The organism is Rhizobium sp. Root1334 (genome assembly GCF_001426665.1).
GTDB lineage: Bacteria > Pseudomonadota > Alphaproteobacteria > Rhizobiales > Rhizobiaceae > Pararhizobium.
In genome coordinates, this window is record NZ_LMEY01000012.1 from 396,458 (window position 1) to 420,253 (window position 23,796).

General features: G+C 58.9%; 17 protein-coding genes and 3 tRNA genes. 9 read left to right on the forward strand and 11 right to left on the reverse strand.

Annotation, left to right across the window (positions count from 1 at the left end; all coding sequences use genetic code 11):
- The first annotated feature begins 256 nt into the window (after positions 1–256).
- The 3 genes from ASD36_RS15980 to ASD36_RS15990 all read left to right on the forward strand — a co-directional run bounded on the left by ASD36_RS15980 (position 257) and on the right by ASD36_RS15990 (position 2,148).
- A complete protein-coding gene (locus ASD36_RS15980; protein WP_060505269.1) occupies positions 257–1,672 on the forward strand; it encodes a D-Ala-D-Ala carboxypeptidase family metallohydrolase in 1,416 nt (471 codons plus the stop codon).
- Between the two features lie 137 nt (positions 1,673–1,809).
- A tRNA-Glu gene (locus ASD36_RS15985) sits at positions 1,810–1,884 on the forward strand.
- A gap of 189 nt (positions 1,885–2,073) precedes the next feature.
- A tRNA-Glu gene (locus tag ASD36_RS15990) sits at positions 2,074–2,148 on the forward strand.
- 76 nt (positions 2,149–2,224) lie between these two features.
- On the opposite strand, the gene recJ is transcribed toward ASD36_RS15990, so the two are convergent.
- From recJ to ASD36_RS16010, 4 genes are all read right to left on the reverse strand, one after another.
- A complete protein-coding gene (recJ, locus tag ASD36_RS15995) occupies positions 2,225–4,027 on the reverse strand; it encodes a single-stranded-DNA-specific exonuclease RecJ (RefSeq protein ID WP_060505268.1) in 1,803 nt (600 codons plus the stop codon).
- A gap of 123 nt (positions 4,028–4,150) precedes the next feature.
- Entirely contained in the window at positions 4,151–5,473 is a 1,323-nt protein-coding gene (locus ASD36_RS16000) for a homoserine dehydrogenase (protein ID WP_060505267.1), read from the reverse strand.
- 84 nt (positions 5,474–5,557) lie between these two features.
- Positions 5,558–6,775: an LL-diaminopimelate aminotransferase gene (locus ASD36_RS16005; RefSeq protein WP_037101088.1), complete on the reverse strand. Its 1,218-nt coding sequence runs from the start codon at positions 6,773–6,775 to the stop codon at positions 5,558–5,560.
- A gap of 122 nt (positions 6,776–6,897) precedes the next feature.
- Positions 6,898–7,236 carry a hypothetical protein gene (locus tag ASD36_RS16010; protein ID WP_060505266.1) on the reverse strand — a complete coding sequence of 113 codons (339 nt, stop codon included), beginning with the start codon at positions 7,234–7,236 and terminating at the stop codon, positions 6,898–6,900.
- 173 nt (positions 7,237–7,409) lie between these two features.
- On the opposite strand from ASD36_RS16010, the gene phaC reads away from it, so the two are divergent.
- The 4 genes from phaC to radC are packed head-to-tail and all read left to right on the forward strand — an operon-like array spanning position 7,410 to position 11,659.
- Positions 7,410–9,263, forward strand: a complete 1,854-nt coding sequence (phaC, locus tag ASD36_RS16015) for a poly(3-hydroxyalkanoate) polymerase subunit PhaC (protein WP_060505265.1) — start codon at positions 7,410–7,412, stop codon at positions 9,261–9,263.
- Between the two features lie 18 nt (positions 9,264–9,281).
- Entirely contained in the window at positions 9,282–10,001 is a 720-nt protein-coding gene (gene sfsA, locus ASD36_RS16020) for a DNA/RNA nuclease SfsA (RefSeq protein ID WP_060505264.1), read from the forward strand.
- A 30-nt stretch (positions 10,002–10,031) separates the two neighbouring features.
- The gene (map, locus tag ASD36_RS16025; RefSeq protein ID WP_060505263.1) at positions 10,032–10,859 is read left to right on the forward strand and encodes a type I methionyl aminopeptidase; all 828 of its coding nucleotides are present in this window, start codon (positions 10,032–10,034) and stop codon (positions 10,857–10,859) included.
- Positions 10,860–10,867: 8 nt separating this feature from the next.
- Positions 10,868–11,659: a DNA repair protein RadC gene (gene radC, locus ASD36_RS16030; protein WP_060505262.1), complete on the forward strand. Its 792-nt coding sequence runs from the start codon at positions 10,868–10,870 to the stop codon at positions 11,657–11,659.
- Between the two features lie 12 nt (positions 11,660–11,671).
- Here radC and ASD36_RS16035 read toward each other — a convergent pair whose 3' ends face one another.
- A complete protein-coding gene (locus ASD36_RS16035; protein WP_060505627.1) occupies positions 11,672–12,667 on the reverse strand; it encodes a magnesium and cobalt transport protein CorA in 996 nt (331 codons plus the stop codon).
- 288 nt (positions 12,668–12,955) lie between these two features.
- On the opposite strand from ASD36_RS16035, the gene sthA reads away from it, so the two are divergent.
- A complete protein-coding gene (sthA, locus tag ASD36_RS16040; protein ID WP_060505261.1) occupies positions 12,956–14,362 on the forward strand; it encodes a Si-specific NAD(P)(+) transhydrogenase in 1,407 nt (468 codons plus the stop codon).
- Positions 14,363–14,474: 112 nt separating this feature from the next.
- Here the strand turns inward: sthA and ASD36_RS16045 are convergent, their stop codons facing one another.
- From ASD36_RS16045 to ASD36_RS16070, 6 genes are all read right to left on the reverse strand, one after another.
- Positions 14,475–17,615, reverse strand: a complete 3,141-nt coding sequence (locus tag ASD36_RS16045; RefSeq protein ID WP_060505260.1) for a multidrug efflux RND transporter permease subunit — start codon at positions 17,613–17,615, stop codon at positions 14,475–14,477.
- Positions 17,616–17,618: 3 nt separating this feature from the next.
- The gene (locus ASD36_RS16050) at positions 17,619–18,761 is read right to left on the reverse strand and encodes an efflux RND transporter periplasmic adaptor subunit (RefSeq protein WP_060505259.1); all 1,143 of its coding nucleotides are present in this window, start codon (positions 18,759–18,761) and stop codon (positions 17,619–17,621) included.
- Positions 18,762–19,001: 240 nt separating this feature from the next.
- Positions 19,002–20,468 carry a trigger factor gene (tig, locus tag ASD36_RS16055; protein WP_060505258.1) on the reverse strand — a complete coding sequence of 489 codons (1,467 nt, stop codon included), beginning with the start codon at positions 20,466–20,468 and terminating at the stop codon, positions 19,002–19,004.
- Between the two features lie 172 nt (positions 20,469–20,640).
- Positions 20,641–20,725, reverse strand: a tRNA-Leu gene (locus ASD36_RS16060).
- A 211-nt stretch (positions 20,726–20,936) separates the two neighbouring features.
- Complete coding sequence (locus tag ASD36_RS16065) at positions 20,937–21,518, reverse strand: GDYXXLXY domain-containing protein (RefSeq protein ID WP_060505257.1); 582 nt, start codon at positions 21,516–21,518, stop codon at positions 20,937–20,939.
- Positions 21,515–22,627: a DUF2157 domain-containing protein gene (locus ASD36_RS16070; RefSeq protein WP_060505256.1), complete on the reverse strand. Its 1,113-nt coding sequence runs from the start codon at positions 22,625–22,627 to the stop codon at positions 21,515–21,517. The genes ASD36_RS16065 and ASD36_RS16070 overlap by 4 nt, the downstream gene beginning before the upstream one ends.
- A 1,004-nt stretch (positions 22,628–23,631) precedes the next feature.
- Here ASD36_RS16070 and ASD36_RS30205 point away from each other — a divergent pair.
- The gene (locus tag ASD36_RS30205) at positions 23,632–23,775 is read left to right on the forward strand and encodes a DUF1127 domain-containing protein (protein WP_018325257.1); all 144 of its coding nucleotides are present in this window, start codon (positions 23,632–23,634) and stop codon (positions 23,773–23,775) included.
- The last annotated feature ends 21 nt before the right edge of the window (positions 23,776–23,796 follow it).

The window sequence follows — 23,796 nt, forward strand, 5'->3', positions numbered from 1 at the left end:
GGGCGATATCTGCCACTGCTTTCCAGCACCGATGGTTGCTGGGCTGCACGTATCGCCTGCGTCAGCGCAGGTTTACAAATACCGGTACGTTCACTAATGTTTGAACGAAACGTTAAGGGAATAAAGGTGCACACAGCGTTACGCTGGCAGGCACTTTATCCCCGGTTGAACCGGTCAAACCGCAATGGAGGAGGTGTGGCGATCCTTTAACAGGGGCCACGCTGATCGTGCGGTTTGGCGCGTCTGATGAAAGGCCATGACGGCAAATGTCGCCCGGCCCGCATTGAGTGGGGATCCAACGTTGCGCCATATTTTGCAGAAAGCGGCGGCGATTCGCGGCCTTGGTTGTGCACTTGCGCTGAGCGTTTCAACAATGATGCTGTCGGGTTGCGTTTCCGCCGCAAAGGAAACGGCCGAAGCCGCGACAGCAGCAGAAGATGTGGTGCCGGAAATCGCGTCCACTGACGCCGGGCAAGCGGCGTCCGGTTCCTATCAGGATCAGCAGGTTTCCGCCATTGGCGCCAATGGCCAGCAACACCCCGCAACCCAAGCCACTGCGATGATGCCTGCCCCCAACAATGGACAGCCGTCATCGCTGACGATGCAAAACACCGGCCTGAATGCCACCTCGAACAGCATCTTTGCGGTCCAGACGCCGAACGCGGTGACGGCTCAGGGTGCCACGACAGCCACAGGCAATGCACCACTGCCGACCGCGCAAGCCACCGGCGTTAATCCCGCGACAAACAGTCTTTTCAACAGTGGCCAGCCGGCAGCAAGCCAGGTCCCCCTGCCGCTGGAAGGCGCGAGCAATGCCGACGGTGCGGCAACCGCTCAACAACAGGTGGCGAGCACGGAAATTGGCGCTGACGGCACGCCGCTCCCCGTTGCCGTGCCAATCCCGTCTAGCGGCGACGGCATGCGAAACGCCGATGCACAACAAACAGCAGCCCAGCAAACCGCATCCGCGGAGGGCGTCAACAGCGCGACGGCAATGATTTCCGATTCCGGAAATTCGCAGAACAGCGAGGATAAATCGGATGAGGCGGAAAAAACCCTGACGCTTGCCGGCCTGTTTGCTGCCAAGCGCAAGAACCGGAACCAGTTCAACAATGATCGCTTCGCCAAGGCTTCCGAAAAGAAGGCGCTCGTTGCCAGCAACCTGAAACCGCAGCAGATTGCCGCGCTCGGGTTCACCGCCCTGCCCGGCGTGCGAACCACGTCGATGTTTGCGACTGTCGATGATTCGCAACCGGGACACGACGACGATAGTCCTGCGGTGGAAATGGCGTCATTGTCGGGCCTCGCTCGCCTCGCGCCGAACGGGCTGATGCTGCAAACCGAAAAGGTGGAAACGGGCTGTTTCCAACCCGATTTGTTGCAGGTTCTGAAGGTCATTGAGACTCATTACGGCCGAAAGATCATGGTGACCTCCGGCTTGCGCGATCTGAAGCATAATGCCAGTGCCGGTGGACGCAAGCACTCGCTTCACACGACGTGCCAGGCCGCCGACATCCAGGTGCCTGGCGTCAGCAAATGGGATCTTGCCGAATATCTGCGTACTATTCCGGGACGCGGCGGCGTTGGAACCTATTGCCACACGGAATCCGTCCATATCGACACGGGCGAGGCCCGCGATTGGAATTGGCGCTGCCGCCGCCGCAAGGGTTAACGACAACCGTCTGTTTTAATTAGACAATTCCTCCAACCACTAAAAACCGTTCGTTATCAGAACTTTTTTACAGGAAAATGAAATTTGCCGCTTGCGGTATTCAAAACCCCTGACTATAAGACGCCCACACAACGGATGCGCCCTTCGTCTATCGGTTAGGACACCAGATTTTCATTCTGGGAAGAGGGGTTCGACTCCCCTAGGGCGTACCATTGTGATCCTCCTTTCCAGCGAAAATATATGCCTCGCAGACGCTTAAAACAGGCGTTGCGGGCGTTTTTGCGTCACATAAACTCAAGCCGTTTAACCGCTGATTTTGTTGTGAAAAATTCTTTCGAAAAATGCGATTTAGCGCTTGCAGCATTCATCGTGTCTGTCTATAAGACGCCCACACCACTGATGCGCCCTTCGTCTATCGGTTAGGACACCAGATTTTCATTCTGGGAAGAGGGGTTCGACTCCCCTAGGGCGTACCATGGTCTCTCATTCATCCACCCACATTGACGCATTTTCCGGCTTTCAAAGCTTTTAGCCTTGTTGCACGCCTCCGGTTCAGAATGCCTTTGCCGCGTCGATAATGCGCAGTTGCACGCGGCGTGTTCCCTGCCACATGTCTGCCGAGACAGAGGCGGCTACGTGTAGCGAAGTGCCACGCTCGGACAGCAGCAAGTCGCCCAGCGGTGTCTCCAGAGCACGGAACGCGATACCCTCGACCCTCGAACCGTCCTGGCCTTCCAGCGTCACCTTCACGTGATTGGCGCCGACCTGGCGCGAATCCCGCAGGCGGTGCGCCGGCAAGGCAAAGACGGGCTGCGGATGCCCTGCCCCGTATGGGCCTGCCTGCTCCAATTGATCGATTAGCGCCAGATTGGCGCCGGCGGCGCCCAAGGCGCCGTCAATCTTCAGCGTCTCGGCCGAGACGAGGTCTTTGACGGTATTCTGCGCCCTCTCGTCGAAGAAGTGCCTGAGCTTGCCGAGATTGGCGCGCTCGACGGTCAGGCCCGCCGCCATCGCGTGGCCACCGCCTTTGACCAGCAGGCCATTATCGACAGCCGCGCGAACGATTTTGCCGATGTCGAAGCCGCTGATCGAGCGGCCCGATCCCGTTCCCTTGCCATTGATATCAAACGAGATCGCAAAGGCCGGACGGCGAAACTTTTCCTTCAGGCGTGCAGCCAGAAGGCCAACGATGCCCGGGTGCCAGTTTTCACGGGCTGTGACGATGATCGAAGCCGATTCGCCGGTGCCGTATTCCGCCAGCGCTTCGGCCTCCGCCTCTGCCAGCATCGCCACCTCCATCACCTGCCGCTCTCGGTTGAGCTCGTCGAGTTTGGCGGCGATCTCTTCGGCGGCGGCCTCATCCTCCAGCGTAAGCAAGCGGCTACCGAGTGCCGCATCGCCGATACGGCCGCCGGCATTGATGCGCGGGCCGATCAGAAAGCCGAAATGATAGGGCGTCACCGGCCCGCCAAGCCCGGCCTTGCGAAACAGGGCCGACAGGCCCGGGTTCTGCATATGCCGTGCGGCAACCAGCCCCTTGACCACGTAGGCCCTGTTCAGCCCCTTTAGCGGCACCACATCGCAGACCGTCGCCAGCGCGACAATATCAAGCAAGGCGAGCAGATCGAACGAGGCGACACGCTTGTCACCGGCTTCACGCAACTGGCGCACGGCATTGACGAGAACGAGGAAGACGACACCGGCGGCGCAGAGATGCCCCTGCCCCGACAGATCGTCCTCGCGGTTTGGATTGACCAGCGCCACGCAGGGCGGCAGTTCCGCACCGACCTGATGATGGTCGATCACAACGACATCGATGCCGCGCGCCTCGGCAGCCGCCAGCGATTCGTGGCTGGTCGAGCCGCAATCGACGGTAACAATCAACCGGGCGCCATTATCGATCAGCTGGTTGATGGCAGCAGGATTGGGACCGTAGCCTTCAAAAATCCGATCGGGAATATAGATTTCCGCCGCGACGCCAAAATGGCGCAGGAAGCGGAACATCAGTGCCGAGGACGCGGCGCCATCGACATCGTAGTCTCCGAAAATGGCAACCTTTTCGCGCGCCGTGATCGCGGCGACGATCCGGGCGGCAGCCTTGCTACAATCGGTCAGCGTATCGGGATCGGGCATCAGCGAACGAATGGTCGGATCGAGAAATGCCACCGCGTCGTCCATGGTCACGCCGCGGCCCGCAAGTACCCGTGCGATGAGATCGGAAAACCCGTGAACCTGGCTGATGGCCAATGCGCGGTTCTGACCGGCCTGGTCGAGCCGCGATACCCAGCGCTGTCCGCTGACCGACCGCTCGACATTGAGAAACGCCCGCTGGACGGGATCTGGCACTTCAATCATCGTACACCCATGACTTTTGACCGTTCGTACGCGGGTTTTGCATCCTGTGCAAACAGCAACGAAAACGGCCCCATCCGGATACAATCCGGATAGGGCCGTAAGACATTCAATGGCAAAGGGGGATCAGGCTGCCTTCGGCCGCTCGATGCGGATAACCTGCGGTTCGCCGACCAGATAACCCTCGGCCTTGATCGACGCCACGGCCTTGCGCACCGAATCCTCGGTCGTCGCGTGGGTGACAAGGATGATCGTCTGCGGTTCGCCAGTATCCACGGGCTGCTTGGAGTGCTGGACGATCGATTCCAGCGAAATCCGGTTCTCTGCCATGCGCGTCGCAATGCTTGCAAACACGCCGGTCTTGTCGAGAACCTTCAGGCGGATGAAGTATCCGCCCTCATGGCTCTGGATCTGCGCCTGTTTGTACGGCAGCAACGCCGTGACAGGGCGGCCAAACGCCGGAACATGCTGGGCTCCCGGGCGGCTCTTGGCCAGATCGGCGATATCGCCGAGTACGGCGGATGCCGTTGCATTGCCACCAGCACCCGGGCCGACCATCAGCAATTCGCCAAGGATATCGGATTCGATTGCCACGGCGTTGGTGACACCATCAACCTGCGCAATCACCGAATCGAGCGGTACCATGGTCGGGTGCACGCGCTGCTCGATACCACTCTCCGTGCGCTGGGCAACGCCGAGCAGCTTGATACGGTAACCGAGATCGGCGGCTGCATGGATGTCGTCGATCGAGATATTGGTGATGCCTTCAAGATAAATGTCATCGGCAGCAATTGCCGTACCGAAAGCAAGGCTGGTGAGGATCGACAGTTTGTGGGCGGTATCGTTGCCCTCGATGTCAAAAGCGGGATCGGCTTCAGCATAACCAAGGCGCTGGGCCTCCTTGAGGCAGGCCTCGAACGACAGGCCTTCCTTTTCCATCTTGGTCAGGATGTAATTGCAGGTGCCGTTCATGATGCCGTAGACGCGCGAAATCGTGTTGCCCGTCAGCGATTCCCGCAGTGCCTTGATCACCGGAATACCGCCGGCGACGGCAGCTTCGTAATTCAGAAGCGCGCCATGCTCTTCAGCCAGACCGGCAAGCGCGATGCCGTGGGCTGCCAGCAGCGCCTTGTTGGCGGTGATGACGTGCACGCCGCGCGACAGGGCAGCCTTGACGGCGGACAGAGCCGGTTCACCGGCACCGCCCATCAATTCGACGAAGACGTCGATATCGGCAGTGCTCGCCAGCGAAAGCGCATCTTCGTGCCAGTCGATGGCGGAAATGTCGATGCCGCGATCACGGTTCCTGTCACGTGCCGTAACGGCGGTGATTTCGATGGCCCGGCCGCATGTCGTCGCCAGCGCCTCGTGGCGTTCCTGGAGAATACGCACGAGCGAGGCACCAACAGTTCCCAAGCCCGCAATGCCGATTTTAAGGGCATCTGCCATACACGTTTCCTAACATTAACATATCGAGAGCGCTCCGCCTGAAACGGCGGAGCAGATTTTGAGGAAACTGGAAAATCCAATGCCTCAGCGGTGAGCGTTCAGCGAGATGACGTTGTGCAACGTATCGTCGGCTGTCGACAGGAACTTCTTGAGGCTGCGGGCGGCCTGGCGAATGCGGTGTTCGTTTTCAACCAGCGCGATGCGGATGTAGTCGTCGCCCTGCTCGCCAAAACCGATGCCGGGTGCCACTGCGATATCGGCCTTTTCGACCAGGAGCTTGGAGAACTCCAGCGAACCGAGATGACGGAACTTTTCCGGGATCTTGGCCCAGGCAAACATGGTGGCGGCCGGCGGCGGCACATCCCAGCCGGCCTTGCCGAAGCTTTCGACCAGCACGTCGCGGCGGCGCTTGTAGATATTGCGCACTTCCGCGATATCCGAGCCGTCGCCGTTCAGCGCATGGGTTGCAGCCACCTGGATCGGCGTGAAAGCGCCGTAATCGAGATAGGACTTCACCCGCGTCAGAGCCGCAATCAGGCGTTCGTTGCCGACAGCAAAACCCATGCGCCAGCCGGGCATGGAAAATGTCTTCGACATCGAGGTGAACTCGACCGTGTTGTCCATGGCGCCTGGAACTTCCAGAACCGACGGCGGCAGAACGCCATCGAAATAGATTTCCGAATAGGCCAGATCCGACAGGATGACGATGTCGTGCTTCTTCGCGAAGGCGACGACTTCCTTGTAGAAATCAAGCGTTGCCACATGCGCCGTCGGGTTGGACGGATAGTTGATGACCAGCGCGATCGGTTTGGGGATCGAATGACGGATCGCCCGCTCCAGCGGCGGGAAGAACGTATCATCCGGCTCGACCGAGATCGAACGGATCACGCCGCCGGTCATCAGGAAGCCGAAGGCATGGATCGGATAGGTCGGGTTCGGGCACAGGATCACGTCGCCGGGCGCGGTGATCGCCTGCGCCATATTGGCAAAACCTTCCTTGGAGCCGAGGGTGGCGACCACCTGCGTGTCCGGATTAAGCTTGACGCCAAACCGGCGGGCGTAATAGGCGGCCTGCGCACGGCGAAGACCCGGTATGCCCTTGGAGGACGAATAGCGGTGAGTGCGCGGATCCTGAACGACCTCGCACAGCTTGTCGACAACGGATTGCGGCGTCGGAAGGTCCGGATTGCCCATGCCGAGATCGATGATGTCAGCTCCACCCGCTCGCGCGCTGGCTTTCAAACGGTTGACCTGTTCGAAAACGTAAGGCGGCAGACGCCGGACTTTGTGAAACTCTTCCATCTCTAAACCTCGTCTTGCGCCGTCCCCATGCCGGAATCATGCGTGCAAGGAGACGCGCGCGGTGCAATCAGGCCCACGCGGCCATGAAACGCTTTGCGTCCAAATCAGCCGAAACGCAAGCGCTATTTCTGTATCTCTTTCAGCGTATCGGCGCCGTGATTGGCGGCCAACAGCTGCAGCTCCTTCAGGCGGCGCTGATATTCGGCTTCGGAGATTTTTCCCGATGAGCGGGCAGCCCCAAGAGCAGTCAGCCGCGCCGACTGGCTTGCAGCCTCTTCATTGCTCATCTGGGCGCTCGCCGCCGGCAATTTTCCTTCGATGACCGGATAGACGTCAGCAGGGATCGGCTTGGCCATGGTGGCCGAATAGATCGACGGCTGCTCCTCGATTTTTGCCGAACTGCAGGCGGCAAGCGCAAGCACCAAACCTGCCATCCCAAAGGCCGTCACCATCCGCGTCATCACTGCTTTCCCCGACTTCGTCATCTCGCCCCTGCCCGGCCCTTTCGTTGAATCCTCGACCGAAACCGGTGGGCAACCAACGTGCCCCGAGTCCAACATGCGCTGGCACTTGTAATCATTTTAAGGCAGAATGTAAAAAGACAAAACAAACAAACATCTGTGGAGGAAACTGGGTGGCAGAAGACAGGAAGGCCGAGGGCCAGACCGGCGCCAGCACGGAAGGTTTTCCCGGTTTCGACCCGAAATCCGTCGAACCCTATATCGTCAAGGACCCGGAAGCCTTTACGATCAATCTTGCCCGCACTGTCGAGCAGCTTGGCAAGGCCGCATCCGCTTGGCTTGCCCCCCGCGAAAGCGGCGAAAAGACCGACATGGTCGCCGACCCGATGGTCGATATGGTCAAGACCCTCTCCAAAGTATCCGAATACTGGCTCTCCGATCCGAGGCGGACCTTGGAAGCCCAGACCCATTTGATGGGCAGCTTCTTTTCCATGTGGACGCGAAGCCTGCAGAAAATGAACGGCGAGGCGGTCGCCGATCCAGACGAGGTGCCCCGCAACGACAAACGTTTTGCGGATGCCGACTGGGTTGCCAATCCGTTCTTCGATTTCCTGCGGCAGGCCTATTTCATCACGTCCAGCTGGGCGGACCGGATGGTGCGCGACGCCGAAGGGCTCGACGAGCATACCAAACACAAAGCCGCCTTCTACGTCAGGCAGATTTCGAGCGCCCTGTCGCCTGCCAATTTCGTCACCACCAACCCGCAGCTTTATCGCGAAACGGTCGCCTCCAGCGGCGCCAATCTCGTCAAGGGCATGCAGATGCTGGCCGAGGACATCGTTGCCGGCAAGGGCGACCTGAAACTACGCCAGACCGATGTCAGCAAATTCGCGGTCGGCGAGAATATTGCCATCACCCCCGGCAAGGTGATTGCCCAAAGCGATGTCTGCCAGGTGCTGCAATATGATGCCTCCACCGACACAGTCTTGAAGCGGCCGCTGTTGATCTGCCCCCCATGGATCAACAAATTCTACGTTCTCGATCTGAATCCGCAAAAATCCTTTATCAAATGGGCGGTCGATCAGGGCCATACCGTCTTCGTCATCTCCTGGGTCAATCCGGATGAGCGCCATGCCAATAAGGACTGGGAGTCCTACGCCCGCGAAGGCATCGGCTTTGCGCTCGACACCATCCGCCATGCGACCGGCGAAGAGGATGTCAACGCGATCGGCTATTGTGTTGGCGGCACTCTGCTTGCTGCCACACTCGCGCTGCATGCGCAGGAAGGCGATACGCGCATCCGCTCTGCCACGCTGTTCACCACGCAAGTCGATTTCACCCATGCCGGCGACCTCAAGGTCTTCGCCGACGAAGAGCAGATCGCCCAGATAGAACAGCGGATGAAGGAGACCGGCTATCTCGACGGCTCGAAGATGGCCATGGCCTTCAACATGCTGCGCGCGTCGGATCTCATCTGGCCCTATTTCGTCAACAACTACCTGAAGGGCCAGGAGCCCTCGGCATTCGACCTGCTCTACTGGAATTCCGATTCGACGCGGATGCCGGCAGCCAACCACTCCTTCTATCTGCGCAATTGCTATCTGCAGAACAACCTGACCAAGGGCGACATGGTGCTGGCCGGCAAGAAGGTCTCGCTTGGTGACGTCAAAATCCCGATCTACAATCTCGCCACCAAGGAAGATCACATCGCTCCGGCAAAGTCTGTCTTCGTCGGCAGCCAGTTCTTCGGCGGCGATGTCACCTACGTCATGTCCGGTTCGGGCCATATCGCGGGCGTCGTCAATCCGCCGGACAAGAGCAAGTATCAGTTCTGGACCGGTGGCGCGGCCAAGGGCGACTTCGATGACTGGGTGATGTCAGCGAAGGAAACACCGGGCTCCTGGTGGCCGCACTGGCAAGCCTGGATTGAAACGCTTGATGGCGAGCGCGTTCCGGCGCGAAAGACGGGCGGAAACCTCAATTCTCTTGAAGAAGCGCCGGGCTCCTATGTCCGCGCCCGCGCCTGATCAGATAACGGACACTCCATGCTTTTCGACAGGCCGCTGGTGCCCGCCGTGCTCATTCAGCGCTACAAACGCTTTCTCTTCGATGCCGTTCTTGAGGACGGGCGCCAAATCACCGGCTCCTGCCCCAATACCGGATCAATGCGCGGGCTGACCACGCCGGGCTCGCGGATCTGGTTGTCCGAGCACGACAGTCCAACGCGCAAGTACCGGCACATGTTCGAAATGATCGAAGTCGGAGACACCGTCGTCGGCATCAATACCGGGCTACCGAACCGGCTGGCGGAAGAAGCGATCAGGGCCGGACAGGTCGGCGACCTTCACCTCTATGCGACCCTCCAGCGTGAACAGAAATATGGCCGCAATTCCCGCATAGACATGCTGCTGACCGATCCCGAGCGCGGACGCGCCTATGTCGAGGTCAAGAACGTGCATTTCAGCCGGACGGCGGGCCTTGGTGAATTTCCTGACAGCCCGACGGCACGGGGAGCAAAACATCTGGAAGAACTCGGCGATATGGTCGCTGAAGGCCATCGCGGCATCATGATCTACCTGATCCAGCGGGATGACTGCGCCACGTTCAGGATATGCGACGACCTCGACCCGGTTTATGCCGCGGCTTATCGCCGAGCCATACAGCGCGGGGTTGAGGCCTTTGCGATCAAGTGCCGGGTTTCGCCGCAGCAAATTGCGCCTGATGGGCTGATCCCGATAGACGAACCCGCCTGTGCTGATCTATGACACTTAAGAAAGACAACTGAAAGTATTGTAATGGTCACCTATATCGAGGCAGCGTCAGCGCCCTACAAGAATACCGGCGTCATCCGCCTCTATACGCCCCAGGATTTTGCCGGCATCAAGCGCGCCTGCCAGCTCACCGCGCGTTGTCTCGATGAGCTGGCGAGCCGCGTCAAGCCGGGTGTGACGACCGACGAGATCGACCGTTTCGTGTTCGATTTCGGCATGGACCACGGCGCCCTGCCCGCGACGCTCAACTATCGCGGCTACACAAAGTCGTCCTGCACCTCGATCAACCACGTCGTCTGTCATGGTATTCCCAATGAAAAGCCGCTGCGCGAAGGCGATGTCGTCAATATCGATGTCACCTATATCGTCGACGGCTGGCACGGTGATTCCAGCCGGATGTATCCGGTCGGCGAAATCAAGCGCGCCGCTCAGCGTCTTCTCGAAGTCACCCATGAATGCCTGATGCGCGGCATCGCCGCCGTCAAGCCCGGTGCGCGCACCGGCGCCATCGGTGAAGCCATCCAGACCTTTGCCGAAGCCGAGCGCTGTTCGGTGGTGCGCGATTTCTGCGGTCATGGTGTCGGGCGCCTGTTTCACGATGCGCCGAACATCCTGCATTACGGCCGCGCCAACGAAGGCCCGGAAATGCGCGAAGGCATGATCTTCACCATCGAGCCGATGATCAATCTCGGCCGGCCGCATGTGAAGGTTCTGGCCGATGGCTGGACTGCCGTTACCCGCGACCGCTCTCTTTCGGCGCAATACGAACATGCTGTCGGCGTCACCGCCACCGGCTGCGAGATTTTCACCCTGTCACCGGGCGGCCTCGACCGTCCGGGCCTGCCAACATAAGGTTTGCGATGACAAAGCCCCCATTTTCTTCCGAAGGCGATCATTCGCAACCGGCTGATGAAAGGGGCTTTTTCGCCGAACAGCAAGCAAAACGGCCGGCCTTGGCATTACCACCAGTGTCGCAAGACGATGCGCATTACCATGGCCATCGAGACCGGTTGCGGATACGCTATCGGGATCACGGTGATACGGCGCTGGCTGACTACGAAATCCTTGAGCTGCTACTCTTCCGGCTGATTCCGCGTCGCGATACCAAACCGATCGCCAAGGCGCTGCTTGAACGTTTCGGTACGCTGGCCGGCGTCTTTGGCGCCTCGCCTGCCTTGCTGCAGGAAGTGAAGGGGATTGGCGAGGCCGTTGCCCTCGATCTGAAGCTGATTTCGACTGTTGCCCATCGCACTCTCAAGAGCGAACTGAAGGGCAAGCAGGTGCTGGCCTCCTGGTCATCTGTAGTCGATTACTGCCATGCGGCGATGGCACACGAGACCCGGGAACAATTCCGCATCCTTTTCCTCGACAAGCGGAATGCGCTGATCGCCGACGAGGTGCAACAAACCGGCACCGTCGATCATACGCCGGTTTATCCGCGCGAAGTGGTCAAGCGCGCGCTCGAACTGTCCGCAACGGCGCTTATTCTCGCGCATAATCATCCCTCCGGTGATCCAACCCCTTCCCGGGCCGATATCGAGATGACCAAGATGATCGTCGATACAGCAAAGCCACTCGGGATCACCGTTCACGATCACATCATCATCGGCAAGGATGGCCATGCCAGCCTCAAGGGGCTGCGCCTGATCTAATCGTACCAGTTTTCAGAGCCACTTCGCTCGCCGGAACATGCGGTAGAGCATGCTGCATACGACAAAGATAAGCCCCAGGATAACAAAATAACCATACTTGAATTTCAGTTCGGGCATGTCGTCGAAATTCATCCCGTAAATTCCGGCAATCGCTGTTGGTACCGCCAGAATTGCCGCCCATGAGGCGAGCTTCCGCGAAATTTCGGTTTGTTCCGACTGGCCGATCATCAGGCTGGCTTCGAAGGTGAAGGCAAGCACCTCGCGCAACGTATCGATATCCTCCTGGACACGCCGCACATGATCGGTCACGTCGCGGAACAGCGCATGCAGCGTCGCGTCCATACCGGGTAAATCGAGATGCTCGTGGCGCCGGCAGACATCGACAAGCGGCACGACGGCGTTGCGCAGGCGAAGCAGGCTGCGGCGCAGGAAATAGAGCCGCTCGATATCCTTTTTGTCAAGGCGATCACGCAAGACCCGTTCTTCCAGTTCCTCCACTTCCGCATGAATGCCCTCAACGACCGGCATGTAGTTGTCGACGATAAAATCGAGGATGGAATAGAGAATGTAATTCTCGCCATGCGCCAATGCGGCTGGCGAAGCCTCGCAGCGTTGCCTGACCAAATTGTAGGATGTCGACGGCCCGTGACGCACCGAAACGACATAGCCGCGGCCGACGAACAGATGCGTTTCGCCGAAAACGATCTCATCGCCCGCCATATGGGCAGTGCGCGCGACGACGAAAATCGCATCGCCGTAGATTTCCAGCTTGGGGCGCTGGTGCGCGTGACCGGCGTCCTCGATCGCCAATGCATGCAAGCCGAACTCGACCTGCACCTCGCGGAGCAGCTCATCATCCGGCTCATGCAAGCCAATCCACACGACCGCCTTATCGCGGCCTTTCCACTTGTGCGCATCCTGGATTTCGATATCGCGGATGCGCTGGCCATCTTCGTAGACTGCGGCAGCAACCACTCCGGGACGGCTGCGCGGCTTGGCCGGTGGCATATCGGTGACGGTGGACGAAGCAGCCGTTTCGCTTTCTTGCCGGCTTCCAGCTTCCTGCAAAACCATGACACACCTCCCAGTGTTCAAGCGCCCAGTGACAGCGGATATAAACCTTCCCGCGGACCGCCGATTTCCCGACCAATATAATCGCTTTTGGTTAAATAAGCATCGGTAAGCCTGGGGCATGTTCCCAAGGCTTTATTAAACTGTAAGATTGACGATATAGACGCTTGCGGGCGACATTTATCGCAGCGCACAATGATTCTCCTCCATCACCGGAAACGCGTCATGAACCAGTACGATCTCGTGGTTGTCGGAAGCGGACCTGCAGGACGCAGAGCCGCCATCCAGGCTGCCAAACTGGGCAAGAAGGTTCTTGTCATCGAACAGGGAAAGCGCGTCGGTGGCGTCTCGGTCCATACCGGCACAATTCCTTCCAAAACGCTGCGTGAGACCGCACTCAACCTGACCGGCTGGCGCGAACGCGGCTTTTACGGCCGGGCCTACCGCGTCAAGGAAGAGATCAGCGCCGAGGATCTGCGCCGCCGTCTGCTAATTACGCTGGATCACGAGGTCGAGGTGCTGGAACACCAGTTTGCCCGAAACCGCGTGCAGCATATGCGCGGCAAGGCCAGCTTCGTCGATTCGCAGACGATGCAGATCGTGAAGGAAGACGGTGAGACCATCCAGGTTTCCGCCACCAGCATCCTGCTTGCGGTCGGCACGAAGCCGTTTCGCCCGGATTACATTCCCTTCGATGGAAAGACGGTGCTCGATAGCGACGAATTGCTTGAAATCGAAGATCTGCCGCGGTCCATGGCCGTCATCGGCGCGGGCGTCATCGGTATTGAGTATGCGACGATCTTCAGCGCGCTGGATACGCAGGTGACCCTGATCGATCCGAAGGCCACAATGCTCGATTTCATCGACAAGGAAATCGTCGAGGACTTCACCTATCAGTTGCGCGACCGCAACATGAAACTTCACCTCGGCCAGAAGGCCGAAAAGGTGGAGCGGCTGCCGGATGGAAAATGCTCGATCAAGCTCGACAGCGGCCGCATCATCATCTGCGAAATGGTGCTGTTTGCTGCTGGCCGCATGGGCGCCACAGATTCTCTTAACCTGGAAGCTGCTGGTCTTCAGGCTGACAGCCGTGGCCGCCTCAGCGTCAACCCCGAGACATTCCAGACGTCGGTTCCCAACATTTATGCCGCCGGCGACGTTGTCGGTTTCCCAAGCCTTGCTTCCACGTCGATGGAACAGGGCCGCATTGCGGCGCGCGTCGCCGTTGGGGCAATCGCCAAGGAACCGCCTAAATTCTTCCCCTACGGCATCTACGCCGTTCCGGAAATCTCGACCTGCGGCCTGACGGAGGAAGAGGTCAAGGAGCGCGGCATTCCCTATGAATGTGGCATTGCCCGGTTCCGCGAAACATCGCGCGGCCATATTATGGGGCTCGATTCCGGGCTTCTGAAGCTAATCTTCTCGCTCAAAACCCGCCGCCTGCTTGGCGTTCATATCGTCGGCGAAGGTGCCACCGAGTTGGTCCATATCGGCCAGGCGGTCTTAAACCTGAAGGGCACCGTCGAATATTTCGTCGAAAACACCTTCAATTACCCGACGCTGGCCGAAGCCTACAAGATCGCCGGTCTCGACGCCGGCAACCGGATGGGCGAGATCACGCCGAAGGTGTGAATGGGCGTCAGGACGGCGGCGTTTGGGCCATCAACCAACCTCCGCACATCGGAATCATAGATAGAGAAAAGCCGCCTCAACGGGCGGCTTTTCTTGTCAAAGGTTTCGCGGTTTATTCTGCCGGCTGACCTTCCGTTTTCCGGCCGATCGTCTTGGCCCTTTCGCGCAACCATTGGAAGTTCACGTAAAGCATCGGGATCAGGAAGATACCAATCAATGCCGCACCCAGCATGCCGCCGAAGACGGCCGTGCCAACACCACGGCGGCTCAGCATGCCAGCCCCTTCCGCAATGACCAGCGGCACCAGACCGGCAATGAAGGCGAAGCTGGTCATCATAACGGCACGGAACCGTTCGCGCGCGCCTTCGACAGCCGCGTCCGCAATACCCAACCCTTGCTTTCGTCGTTCCATGGCAAACTCGACGATCAGAATGCCGTTCTTTGCCGCAAGCGCGATCAGCACCACAAGGCCGATCTGGGCATAAAGGTTGTTGTCGAGACCCGCCACCTTCAGCCCCAGCATCGAGCCGGCAATGCCGGCCGTCACCGATAGCAGCACCGCTATCGGGATCGTCCAGCTCTCGTAGAGACCGACAAGGAACAGATAAGCAAAGAGCACGGCAAGCCCGAGGATCATCGTCGTCTTGCCGCTGGCCTCGATTTCCTGCAGGGCTGTGCCGGTCCACTCATAGCTATAGCCGGCAGGAAGCGTCTTGGCGGATACAGCCTCCATCGCCGCAATCGCTTCGCCGGAGCTGCGCCCCTCTGCTGGACCGCCGTTGATCGTCGCGCTGGCATAGTTGTTGTAACGGACGATCAGCTGTGGTCCGAGGATCAGGCGTGCCTGCGCAAACGCCCGGATCGGCACCATCTGGCCCTTGTTGTTGCGAACATTGATCCGGTAGATATCGTCAACCTTCGATCGCTCCGAAGCCTCGCCCTGCACCGTGACCTGCCATGTCCGGCCAAACAGATTGAAGTCGTTGGCATAGGCGCTGCCGAGCACAGATTGCAGGACATTGAAGACATCCGAGACCTCAATGCCGAGCGTCTGGACTTTCTCGCGATCGATATCGAGATAAAGTTGCGGGGTATTGGCCGCATAGGTGGTGAACACCTTGCTCAGCGCCGGGTCCTGATTGGCGGCAAACACCAAGCCGCGTGCCGCCTGGGCAACATCGCTGGCGCTGCCGCCGGTCAGGCTGAGCAACTGGTATTCGAACCCGCTTCCCGTTCCCAATCCGATGATCGGCGGCAGGTTATAGACGATAACGTTGGCATCCTTGATCGCCTGCAGTTCAGCGCTCAACTTGCCAAGCAGTCCGTTCACGGACAATTCCACCCTCGTGCGGTCCGCGAAGGGCTTCAACGTGACCACCAACAGACCGGAATTCGACTTCACCTGGCCATCGAGCAGACTATAGCCGACAACCGACATCACACCATCGACGCCATCGGTCTTGCGGATCATATCCTCGACACGCTTGGCAACCTCGTTGGTGCGGTTGACCGAAGCGCCATCCGGCAGGACGATTTCACCGAAAATAGCGCCCTGATCCTCCGATGGCAAAAAGCCTGTTGGCGTCGATTTGACCAGCCAACCGGTACCGGCCATGAGGCCGGCAAGAAGCACAAGCCCGAGGACAGCGAAGCGGACGAACCGCCGCACCAGCGATGCATAGCCATCGCGGGCATAATCGATTCCCTTCAGCACATAGCGGATCGGGCCGCGCTTGGGACCATGATGGGCCTTCAGAAGCACGGCGCAGAGTGCGGGCGACAGCGACAACGCGTTGATCGCCGAAATCACCATCGAGACCGAAACGGCCACCGCGAACTGGCGGAAAAGCTCACCGGAAATGCCCGGAATGAACGCCACCGGGATGAACACCGACAGCAGCACCAGCGTGATGGCGATAATCGGTGCCGTGATCTCTCCCATGGCAAGCCGCGCGGCTTGTGCCGGCGTGATGCTCGGGTCTTTCTCCAATTGGGCCTCGACCGCCTCGACCACGACGATCGCATCATCGACGACGATGCCGATAGCCAGCACGAGCGCCAGCAGCGAGACAGTGTTGGCTGAAAAGCCGAGCGCCATCATCACGGCAAATGTTCCGATCAACGAAACTGGTACCGCGATCAACGGAATAAGCGTTGCCCGAACACTTCCAAGAAACAGATAGACGACGATGACGACGAGAATGAAGGCCTCGACCAGGGTCTTGATGACCTCGTGAATGCTTTCCTCTACGAATTTCGTCGTATCGTAGGTGACTTTGTAATCGACGCCCTCCGGAAATGATGGCTTCAACTTTTCGAGCAGTTGGCCGATAGCCTCCGCCGTCGCAATCGCATTGCCTCCGGGAGACTGGTAGATGCCAAGCACGGCCGCCGGTGTGCCATCCTGCCGGCCGATCTGCTCCGCCGTCTTCGACGTCAATTCGACGCGCGCCACGTCGCGGATGCGGACAAAAGAGCCGTCCGGCTGGGCACGCAGAACGATGCTGCCGAATTCCTCGACCGTGCTGAGGCGCCCCTTCGTCTGGATGGTCAACTGGAACTGCTGGTCGGGCAGCGCCGGCTGAGCGCCGATACGGCCGATGGCCGCCTGGACGTTCTGCCGCTTCAGCGCGTCGACAATGTCATTCGGCGTCATGCCGAAACTGGTCAGCCGCTCCGGAGTCACCCAGATGCGCATGCTGTAGTCGGATGGCGTCAGCAGCGAGACGTCGCCCACACCGCTGATCCGTTTCAAGCCATCAATGATATTGATTGTCGCGTAATTGGAGAGGAAAAGCTGGTCCTGCTTGCCGTCTTTTGACGTCAAGGCGATGATCTGCATCAGCGCGGAGGATTTCTTCTTGACGTTGATCCCCTGCGACCGTGCTTCCTGCGGTAGTTGCGCCTCGGCAAGGTTGACGCGGTTCTGAACGTTGACCGCGTTGATATCGGGATCCGTTCCAACTGCGAAGCTGACGGTCAGTGTATAGCTGCCATCGTTGCCGCTGGTCGACTTCATGTAGATCATGTTGTCGACGCCAACGACCCGGGATTCGATCGGCTGGGCGACGGATTGCTGAACGATTTCAGCACTGGCGCCGGGATAGCTGACGGTTACGGACACCTGCGGCGGCACGATGTCCGGAAACTGGGCAATTGGTATGACGCTGAGCGCGACAAGACCTGCAATGGTGATGACGAGCGATATAACGACCGCAAGCCGTGGCCGATCGATGAAAATACCCGACAGCATGTTTTAGGATCCCGACTTGACTTCGAGCGGCTCTACAACCTGCCCAGGGCGAACCCGCTGTATGCCCTCGGTCACGATCCTATCACCGACGGCAAGGCCCTTGAGAACGGACAAATCGCTGCCTTCGGCCTGGCCCGGCTCGATACGGCGAACCTCGATCTTGTTTTCGCTGTTGACGACGAGGGCAAAAGGTCCTGATTGGTCGATCTGGATAGCCGCTTGTGGCACGACCAACGACTTTTCTGCAGCTCCTCCTTCGACAATCACAGTCACGAGTTGACCATCGACGAGGATGCGGTGCGGATTGGGAAATGTCGCGCGAACGGGCAACGTGTCGGTGCCCTGATCGGTGGTCACATCGACAAAACTGACCTTGCCGGGCTCGCCATAGCGCGTTCCATCGGCAAGATCGACATAGACGACTGCCGCATCCACGGTGCTGCCCAGCGTTCCCTTGCTCGTCAATTTTTCTCGAATGGCCAAAATTTCACGCTGGGATACCGCGAAGCTCACATAGATCGGATCCTGGCTGACGACCGTCGCGAGGACATTGCTTGATGGACCGACAAAGTTTCCGATGGAATAGACTGAGCGGCCGATACGGCCGTCGATCGGAGAGCGAATCTCGGTGTAGCCGAGATCAAGCTTGGCTTTGTCCAGCGCAGCGTTCAATTGCGTGAGGCTACCCTTGGCCTCATTCTGCCTGGCAATCGCCAAATCAAGCTGATTTTGTGCTGCAGCATTTTTCGCGACAAGAGTTGTCTGCCGCTGAACTTCGATATCCGCCAATTCCAGTACGGCTTTAGCCGACTCGATCGCCCCCTCGGCCTGGACAACCGCTGCCTCGTATTGCCCCTTTTCCATGACAAAGAGCAGATCGCCCTGCCTGACATCCTGGCCTTCGGTGAACAGCCGCTTTTCGAGGAATCCATCGACACGCGCCCGCAGATCGACCTTGTCTACCGCCTCCACGCGCCCGGTGAAGGATATGGCTGGCCTGATATCCTTTTCGACGACCCGGGTGACAGAAACCGAGGGCGCGGCAGCCGGTTTGGCAGCCTCCTGAGCCATGGCGCCGGTACCTATTGAAATCGCCGAGATGAACATCGCAGCAGTGACCAATGATCGATAGGCGCAACCTGCCATTGAATATCCCCTCAATCGCGTCCCATAACAACAACCTCACCTTCCTCTGTCGGATGGCAAGTGTCAATCTACGGACATCCTTGAAGTTTTCGCTTTTCGGATTGTTCCAATCGAGGACAAAACACCGAACTACAACGGCCGCGGGGCCAAAACATCAAACCGATGTTGCGGCCCCGCGAAAGCAGAAAAGCCGCCCCTTGCGGGACGGCTTCTCCAAAAATCATGCGACGATGCGCGGGCTTATTCGGCGCTGTCGTCAGCTGCCTTCTTCTTGGCCGGAGCCTTCTTCTTCGGAGCGGCTTCTTCGCCTTCCGCAGCTTCAGCCTTGGCAGCCTTCTTCTTCGGGGCCTTCTTCGTTTCCGAAGCGCCTTCCTCGTCGTCGGCCAGCAGTTCTTCCTTGCTGACGGTCTTGTCGGTAACCTTCACTTCGGAGAGCAGGTGATCGACAACCTTTTCTTCGAAGATCGGAGCGCGCAGCGATGCGGCTGCACCCGGGGTCTTCTGGAAGTAGTCGATGATCTGCTTTTCCTGGCCCGGGAACTGGCGCAGCTGTTCGAACAGCGAACGCTGCATTTCTTCGTCGGTTACCGTCACACCGGCCTTTTCGCCGATTTCGGAGAGAACCAGGCCGAGACGGACGCGGCGTTCAGCCAGCTTGCGGTATTCGCCGCGGGCTTCTTCTTCCGTGGTGTCTTCGTCGGCGAAGGTCTTGCCGGCCTGTTCTAGGTCGGTGTTGATCTGGCGCCAGATGTTGTCGAACTCGGCATCGACGAGGCGCTGCGGCGTGTCGAACTGATAGAGTTCGTCCAGCTGGTCGAGAATCTGACGCTTGACCTTCTGGCGGGTCATCGAGCCGTACTGGCTTTCGATCTGGCCGCGAACGACTTCCTTCAGCTTGTCAGCCGATTCGAGGCCGAGCTTGGTAGCGAGGTCGTCGTTGATTTCAACAGCGGCAGCAGCGGCAACGTCCTTGACGGTGATGTCGAAGGTAGCTTCCTTGCCAGCAAGGTTTGCAGCCGGGTATTCAGCCGGGAAAGTCACGGTGATGACCTTCTCGTCGCCAGCCTTCAGGCCAACGAGCTGTTCTTCGAAGCCCGGGATGAAACGGTTGGAGCCGAGAACCAGTTCAGCGTCTTCGTCCTTGCCGCCGTCGAAGGCTTCGCCGTCGACCTTGCCGAGGTAATCGATGGTGACGCGGTCGCCGTTGGCGGCCTTGCCCTTCTTGGTTTCGTAGGTGCGAGCATTTTCAGCGATCTTGAGGATCTGCTCGGTCACTTCGGCTTCGTCGATATCAACGACTTCGCGGGTCACCTTGATGCCGCTGATGTCCTTGAGTTCGATCGCCGGAATGATTTCGTAGGCCAGCGTGAATTCGAAATCGGCTTCAGCGCTGAGGATCTTGTCCGCTTCGGCTTCGTTTTCGGTCATCGCGATTTCCGGCTGCGTCGCAGACTTTTCGCCGCGCTCGGACAGGATTTCGGTCGGCTTTTCGCGAACGAGTTCGTTGACGAGCTCAGCCATGATCGACTTGCCATACATCTTCTTCAGATGTGCGAAAGGCACCTTGCCCGGACGGAAACCGTTGATACGGACCTTGTCCTTGGTTTCGGCGAGGCGCTCGTTCATACGAGCTTCCATGTCCTTGGCCGGGATAACGACCTTGAGTTCGCGCTTCAGCCCTTCAGCGAGCGTTTCGATAACCTGCATGTTCAAACCTTCATTTCACGTTGACAGGGCTCTGTCGGTGTTCTTGTACACGAGCACTTGAGCCGATCCATTTGCCGGGAGTGGCTTTACGCAAATCAGTCACCGTTTTGCAAGCAAAATGGCGCCGTCCTATCGATCGACGCCAAGGCAAGCCCTGGACGTCCCTTTATTCTGGTGCGGGTAGAGAGACTTGAACTCCCACGCCTTGCGGCACCAGAACCTAAATCTGGCGTGTCTACCAATTTCACCATACCCGCGTTCAGAAAAACCGCAGCGCCTGCTCGCATCGGCACAGAAAAGTCTATAGCGAGCCGCCAAAGACAGACCTGCACCGGGTTCAGGGCGTTCCCGAGCGCGGCGTCTCTATATCACCCGTTTCCAAGGGATCAAAGGAAAAATGGGGATCGGCGGAAAAATGCGGTTTTTGTCGTATTCCCATCACCTGCCCGGCAAGAAACCACCTCCCGATCAATAAAGCGGCTCCTCATAGAGCGGCTTGCCGTCAATCGCGATCAGGCGAATCTGCATCCGGCCCTCATCATCCACCCGCGCGGTCACCGACAAGGCACTGGCATTGCGCGCCTCCTCGAGAACCTTGCCCTCGCCTTCCGGCACATAATAACGCTCGATACCGTAATCGACATTCAGCGAAGACTGTGCGCCGTCCGGCGCTGGATAAAAATAGAATGGCGCGCTGCGGGCAATGATGCTGCCCGCCTTTGGTGCAAGAGCATTGAACGAGGCTTCCGCAACACCCCAGAATCCGTCCGGCTGCTTTTCAAGCCGTACGGAGAGCTGCGCGTCAGTCGCCTCGGCGGGAAAACCGCCGGCCACCTTGTCGGCCGGAATGGTCGAGATATCATAGGATAAGATGACATAGTCGCCGCGCAAAAGGTCGCGTGGATCGACGGGAACGGTCTTCAGCACCACATCGACCCCGTTGCGCAGGATCGAGGCGCGGCTCTCGATCATGTAGCCTAGGAAGGCGGTCTGCAACAAAGCGACCAGGATTGCCGCAAACAGCGGTCTGACCAACGGATTGCTGCTCATGCCACGCTCCCTTCGGCTGCGGTTTTAGATGACAAGCGCTTTTCCAGCCGGATGACCAGCCAGGCGATCAAAGCGACGACGACACCGGAAATCAGGAAAAAGCCGGATGTGCCAAGGATGCTGCCCAGTGTCTCGGACGCCAGATAAAGGGTTTCGGCCGCGAAAACCGCGTAACCGAGAAAGCGGACCGCACCATTCAGCCGGCCGGCGATGGCAATACCACCGAGCGCCACCGCAAGCGTCGTTGCTCCGATTGCGATCTCCTGGCCAATGCCATCAACCTCGTCATGCAAGGCCGCCAGCCCCATCACGGCAAGCGCAAAGCTATAAAAGACGGGAGCCGCTCCGGCCTCGCGGGCGAAACGATAGAGCGGCGACAGGGGAATGCTGGTCACCAGGAACGCTACGACACCTGCCCCGAACAGGAGGCTCGCGACCCAGACCTCCGGCAGCTCGACGTAAAACCAGCCGAGCCAGGCCAGGGCGAGAAGATACGCAAGGTGGCGGGCGATGCCCGCATTGGTGTATCGCACCAATGCAATCACGATGACGATCAGCAGCGGCACGAGGTAGATATAGCCGTTCCCCTCGAAACTGGCATCATTGTCGACCATCAGTTCGCCGAAAATCGCCCAGGCCAGGAAACCGCAAAACACCGCAAGGGCGGCGGACCGAAAGGCCACCGCGGTGACGCAAGCCGCCGCAAACCAGACGAGCAGCGCGTCGGTCGCATCGCCCGACAGGTGATACATCTGTCCGACCAGCGCAATTGCGCCACCAAAGGTCATCGTCGCCAGAACCAGCAACGCGGCGCCCATGGCCTTGAAACCACGGCCAAGGCAAAAGGCGGCGGCCAGATAAAACGCCCAGATCAGGCCAACGATACCGGCGACGCGCAGGATGCGGGGAATAGCTTCCCAATTGGCCGCCACCAGAAGCAGGATTGCAGCGGATACGAGGATCGCCGCCAGCACGAGAAGAACCCGGCCGGCGCTGAAGACGGTCTCGCGGCCATCATACTCCGCCAGCATGGCTTTTGCCGCCCCAGAATCAAGCATGCCCTTGGAAACCCAGATATTGAAGTCTTTTTCGATCCGTCCCCGGTACATCGGCCGATCCCCTTGCATGCGCGTGTTGGGCCACACATATCATAGGCGTTCCTGATTCCTAGATGACGATCAGGCCCGGCGCTCCCTCTTTGCGGCGTCAGCGGCGCGGTCATCGTTAACGAAGCATGAAGGGTTTCGTGCGAATCTGGAATCGGAAGAGAACTGCAGGGCGTATCGCCGGGCTTATGCGGAATTTGCATGTCATCCATGATGATATTGCACTGCACAAATCGCCATCGGTCACCTATCTTGTTCTCAAGAAGACGGAACGAGATCAGCGCAAGCGATCGGGACCGTCAGCGGCATGGCCAGCCGCTTTCGCTCAAGAAGCGGAAAAGGCCAGCGAATTTAAAAGGTTCGCTTCATAGAATTCGGAGTGGCGCACTCCTCCTCCCAGCGCCGCTCCGATCCGATGGGCAACACTCCTCCTCCCAGTTGCTCATCACCGTAAATGACGCCCGCTGGACCTCCTCCCCCAGCGGGCGTTATTCGTTTCAGCCCCCCCGACACATCATCGTATTTCTGCGGTCGCAACTGCGCGGATGATCAAAATTCAGGCATCCGTGTCGCAAACGACGAGTCTAGCCATGCAACAGTGGAATAGGTGCCATTCGCCATTGGCTCTACCCATTTGCGCTCGGCGGATTTATATTCAGGACAACTTCGGGGCAGCGCACTCCTCCTCCCAGCGCGCCCTGATGGGATCGGTAACACTCCTCCTCCCAGTTGTCGATCAGAACAAGCAACGCCCGCCGGACCTCCTCCCCCGACGGGCGTTGTTTTTTATTCGGCACCCTCTCCAAAAATCGGCACTTCAATTGCGGCGGTCACGCACTCGCATCGACTTTGGCCGAACCGTGACCAACGGGCGCACCGAGACTTGCAAGAAGCGCATGGGTGCGATGCAGCATTGTCTCTGTAATTTCAGGGCGGAACGGCCTATATTCCAACCATCAGATGAGGGCCAGCAAAGAGTGCTGGCAAACCTAGAAAGGACCAGCATCATGAATATCGCTCGCTCATTCAACAATTGGCGCAAGTACCGTCAGACCTGCAACGAACTCGGCCGCATGACCGACCGCGAACTGAACGACCTCGGCATCGGCCGTGGCGACATCCAGTACGTTGCCCGTCAGGCAGTCAAGTAAGCCTCGCGACCGGCTGGTTCT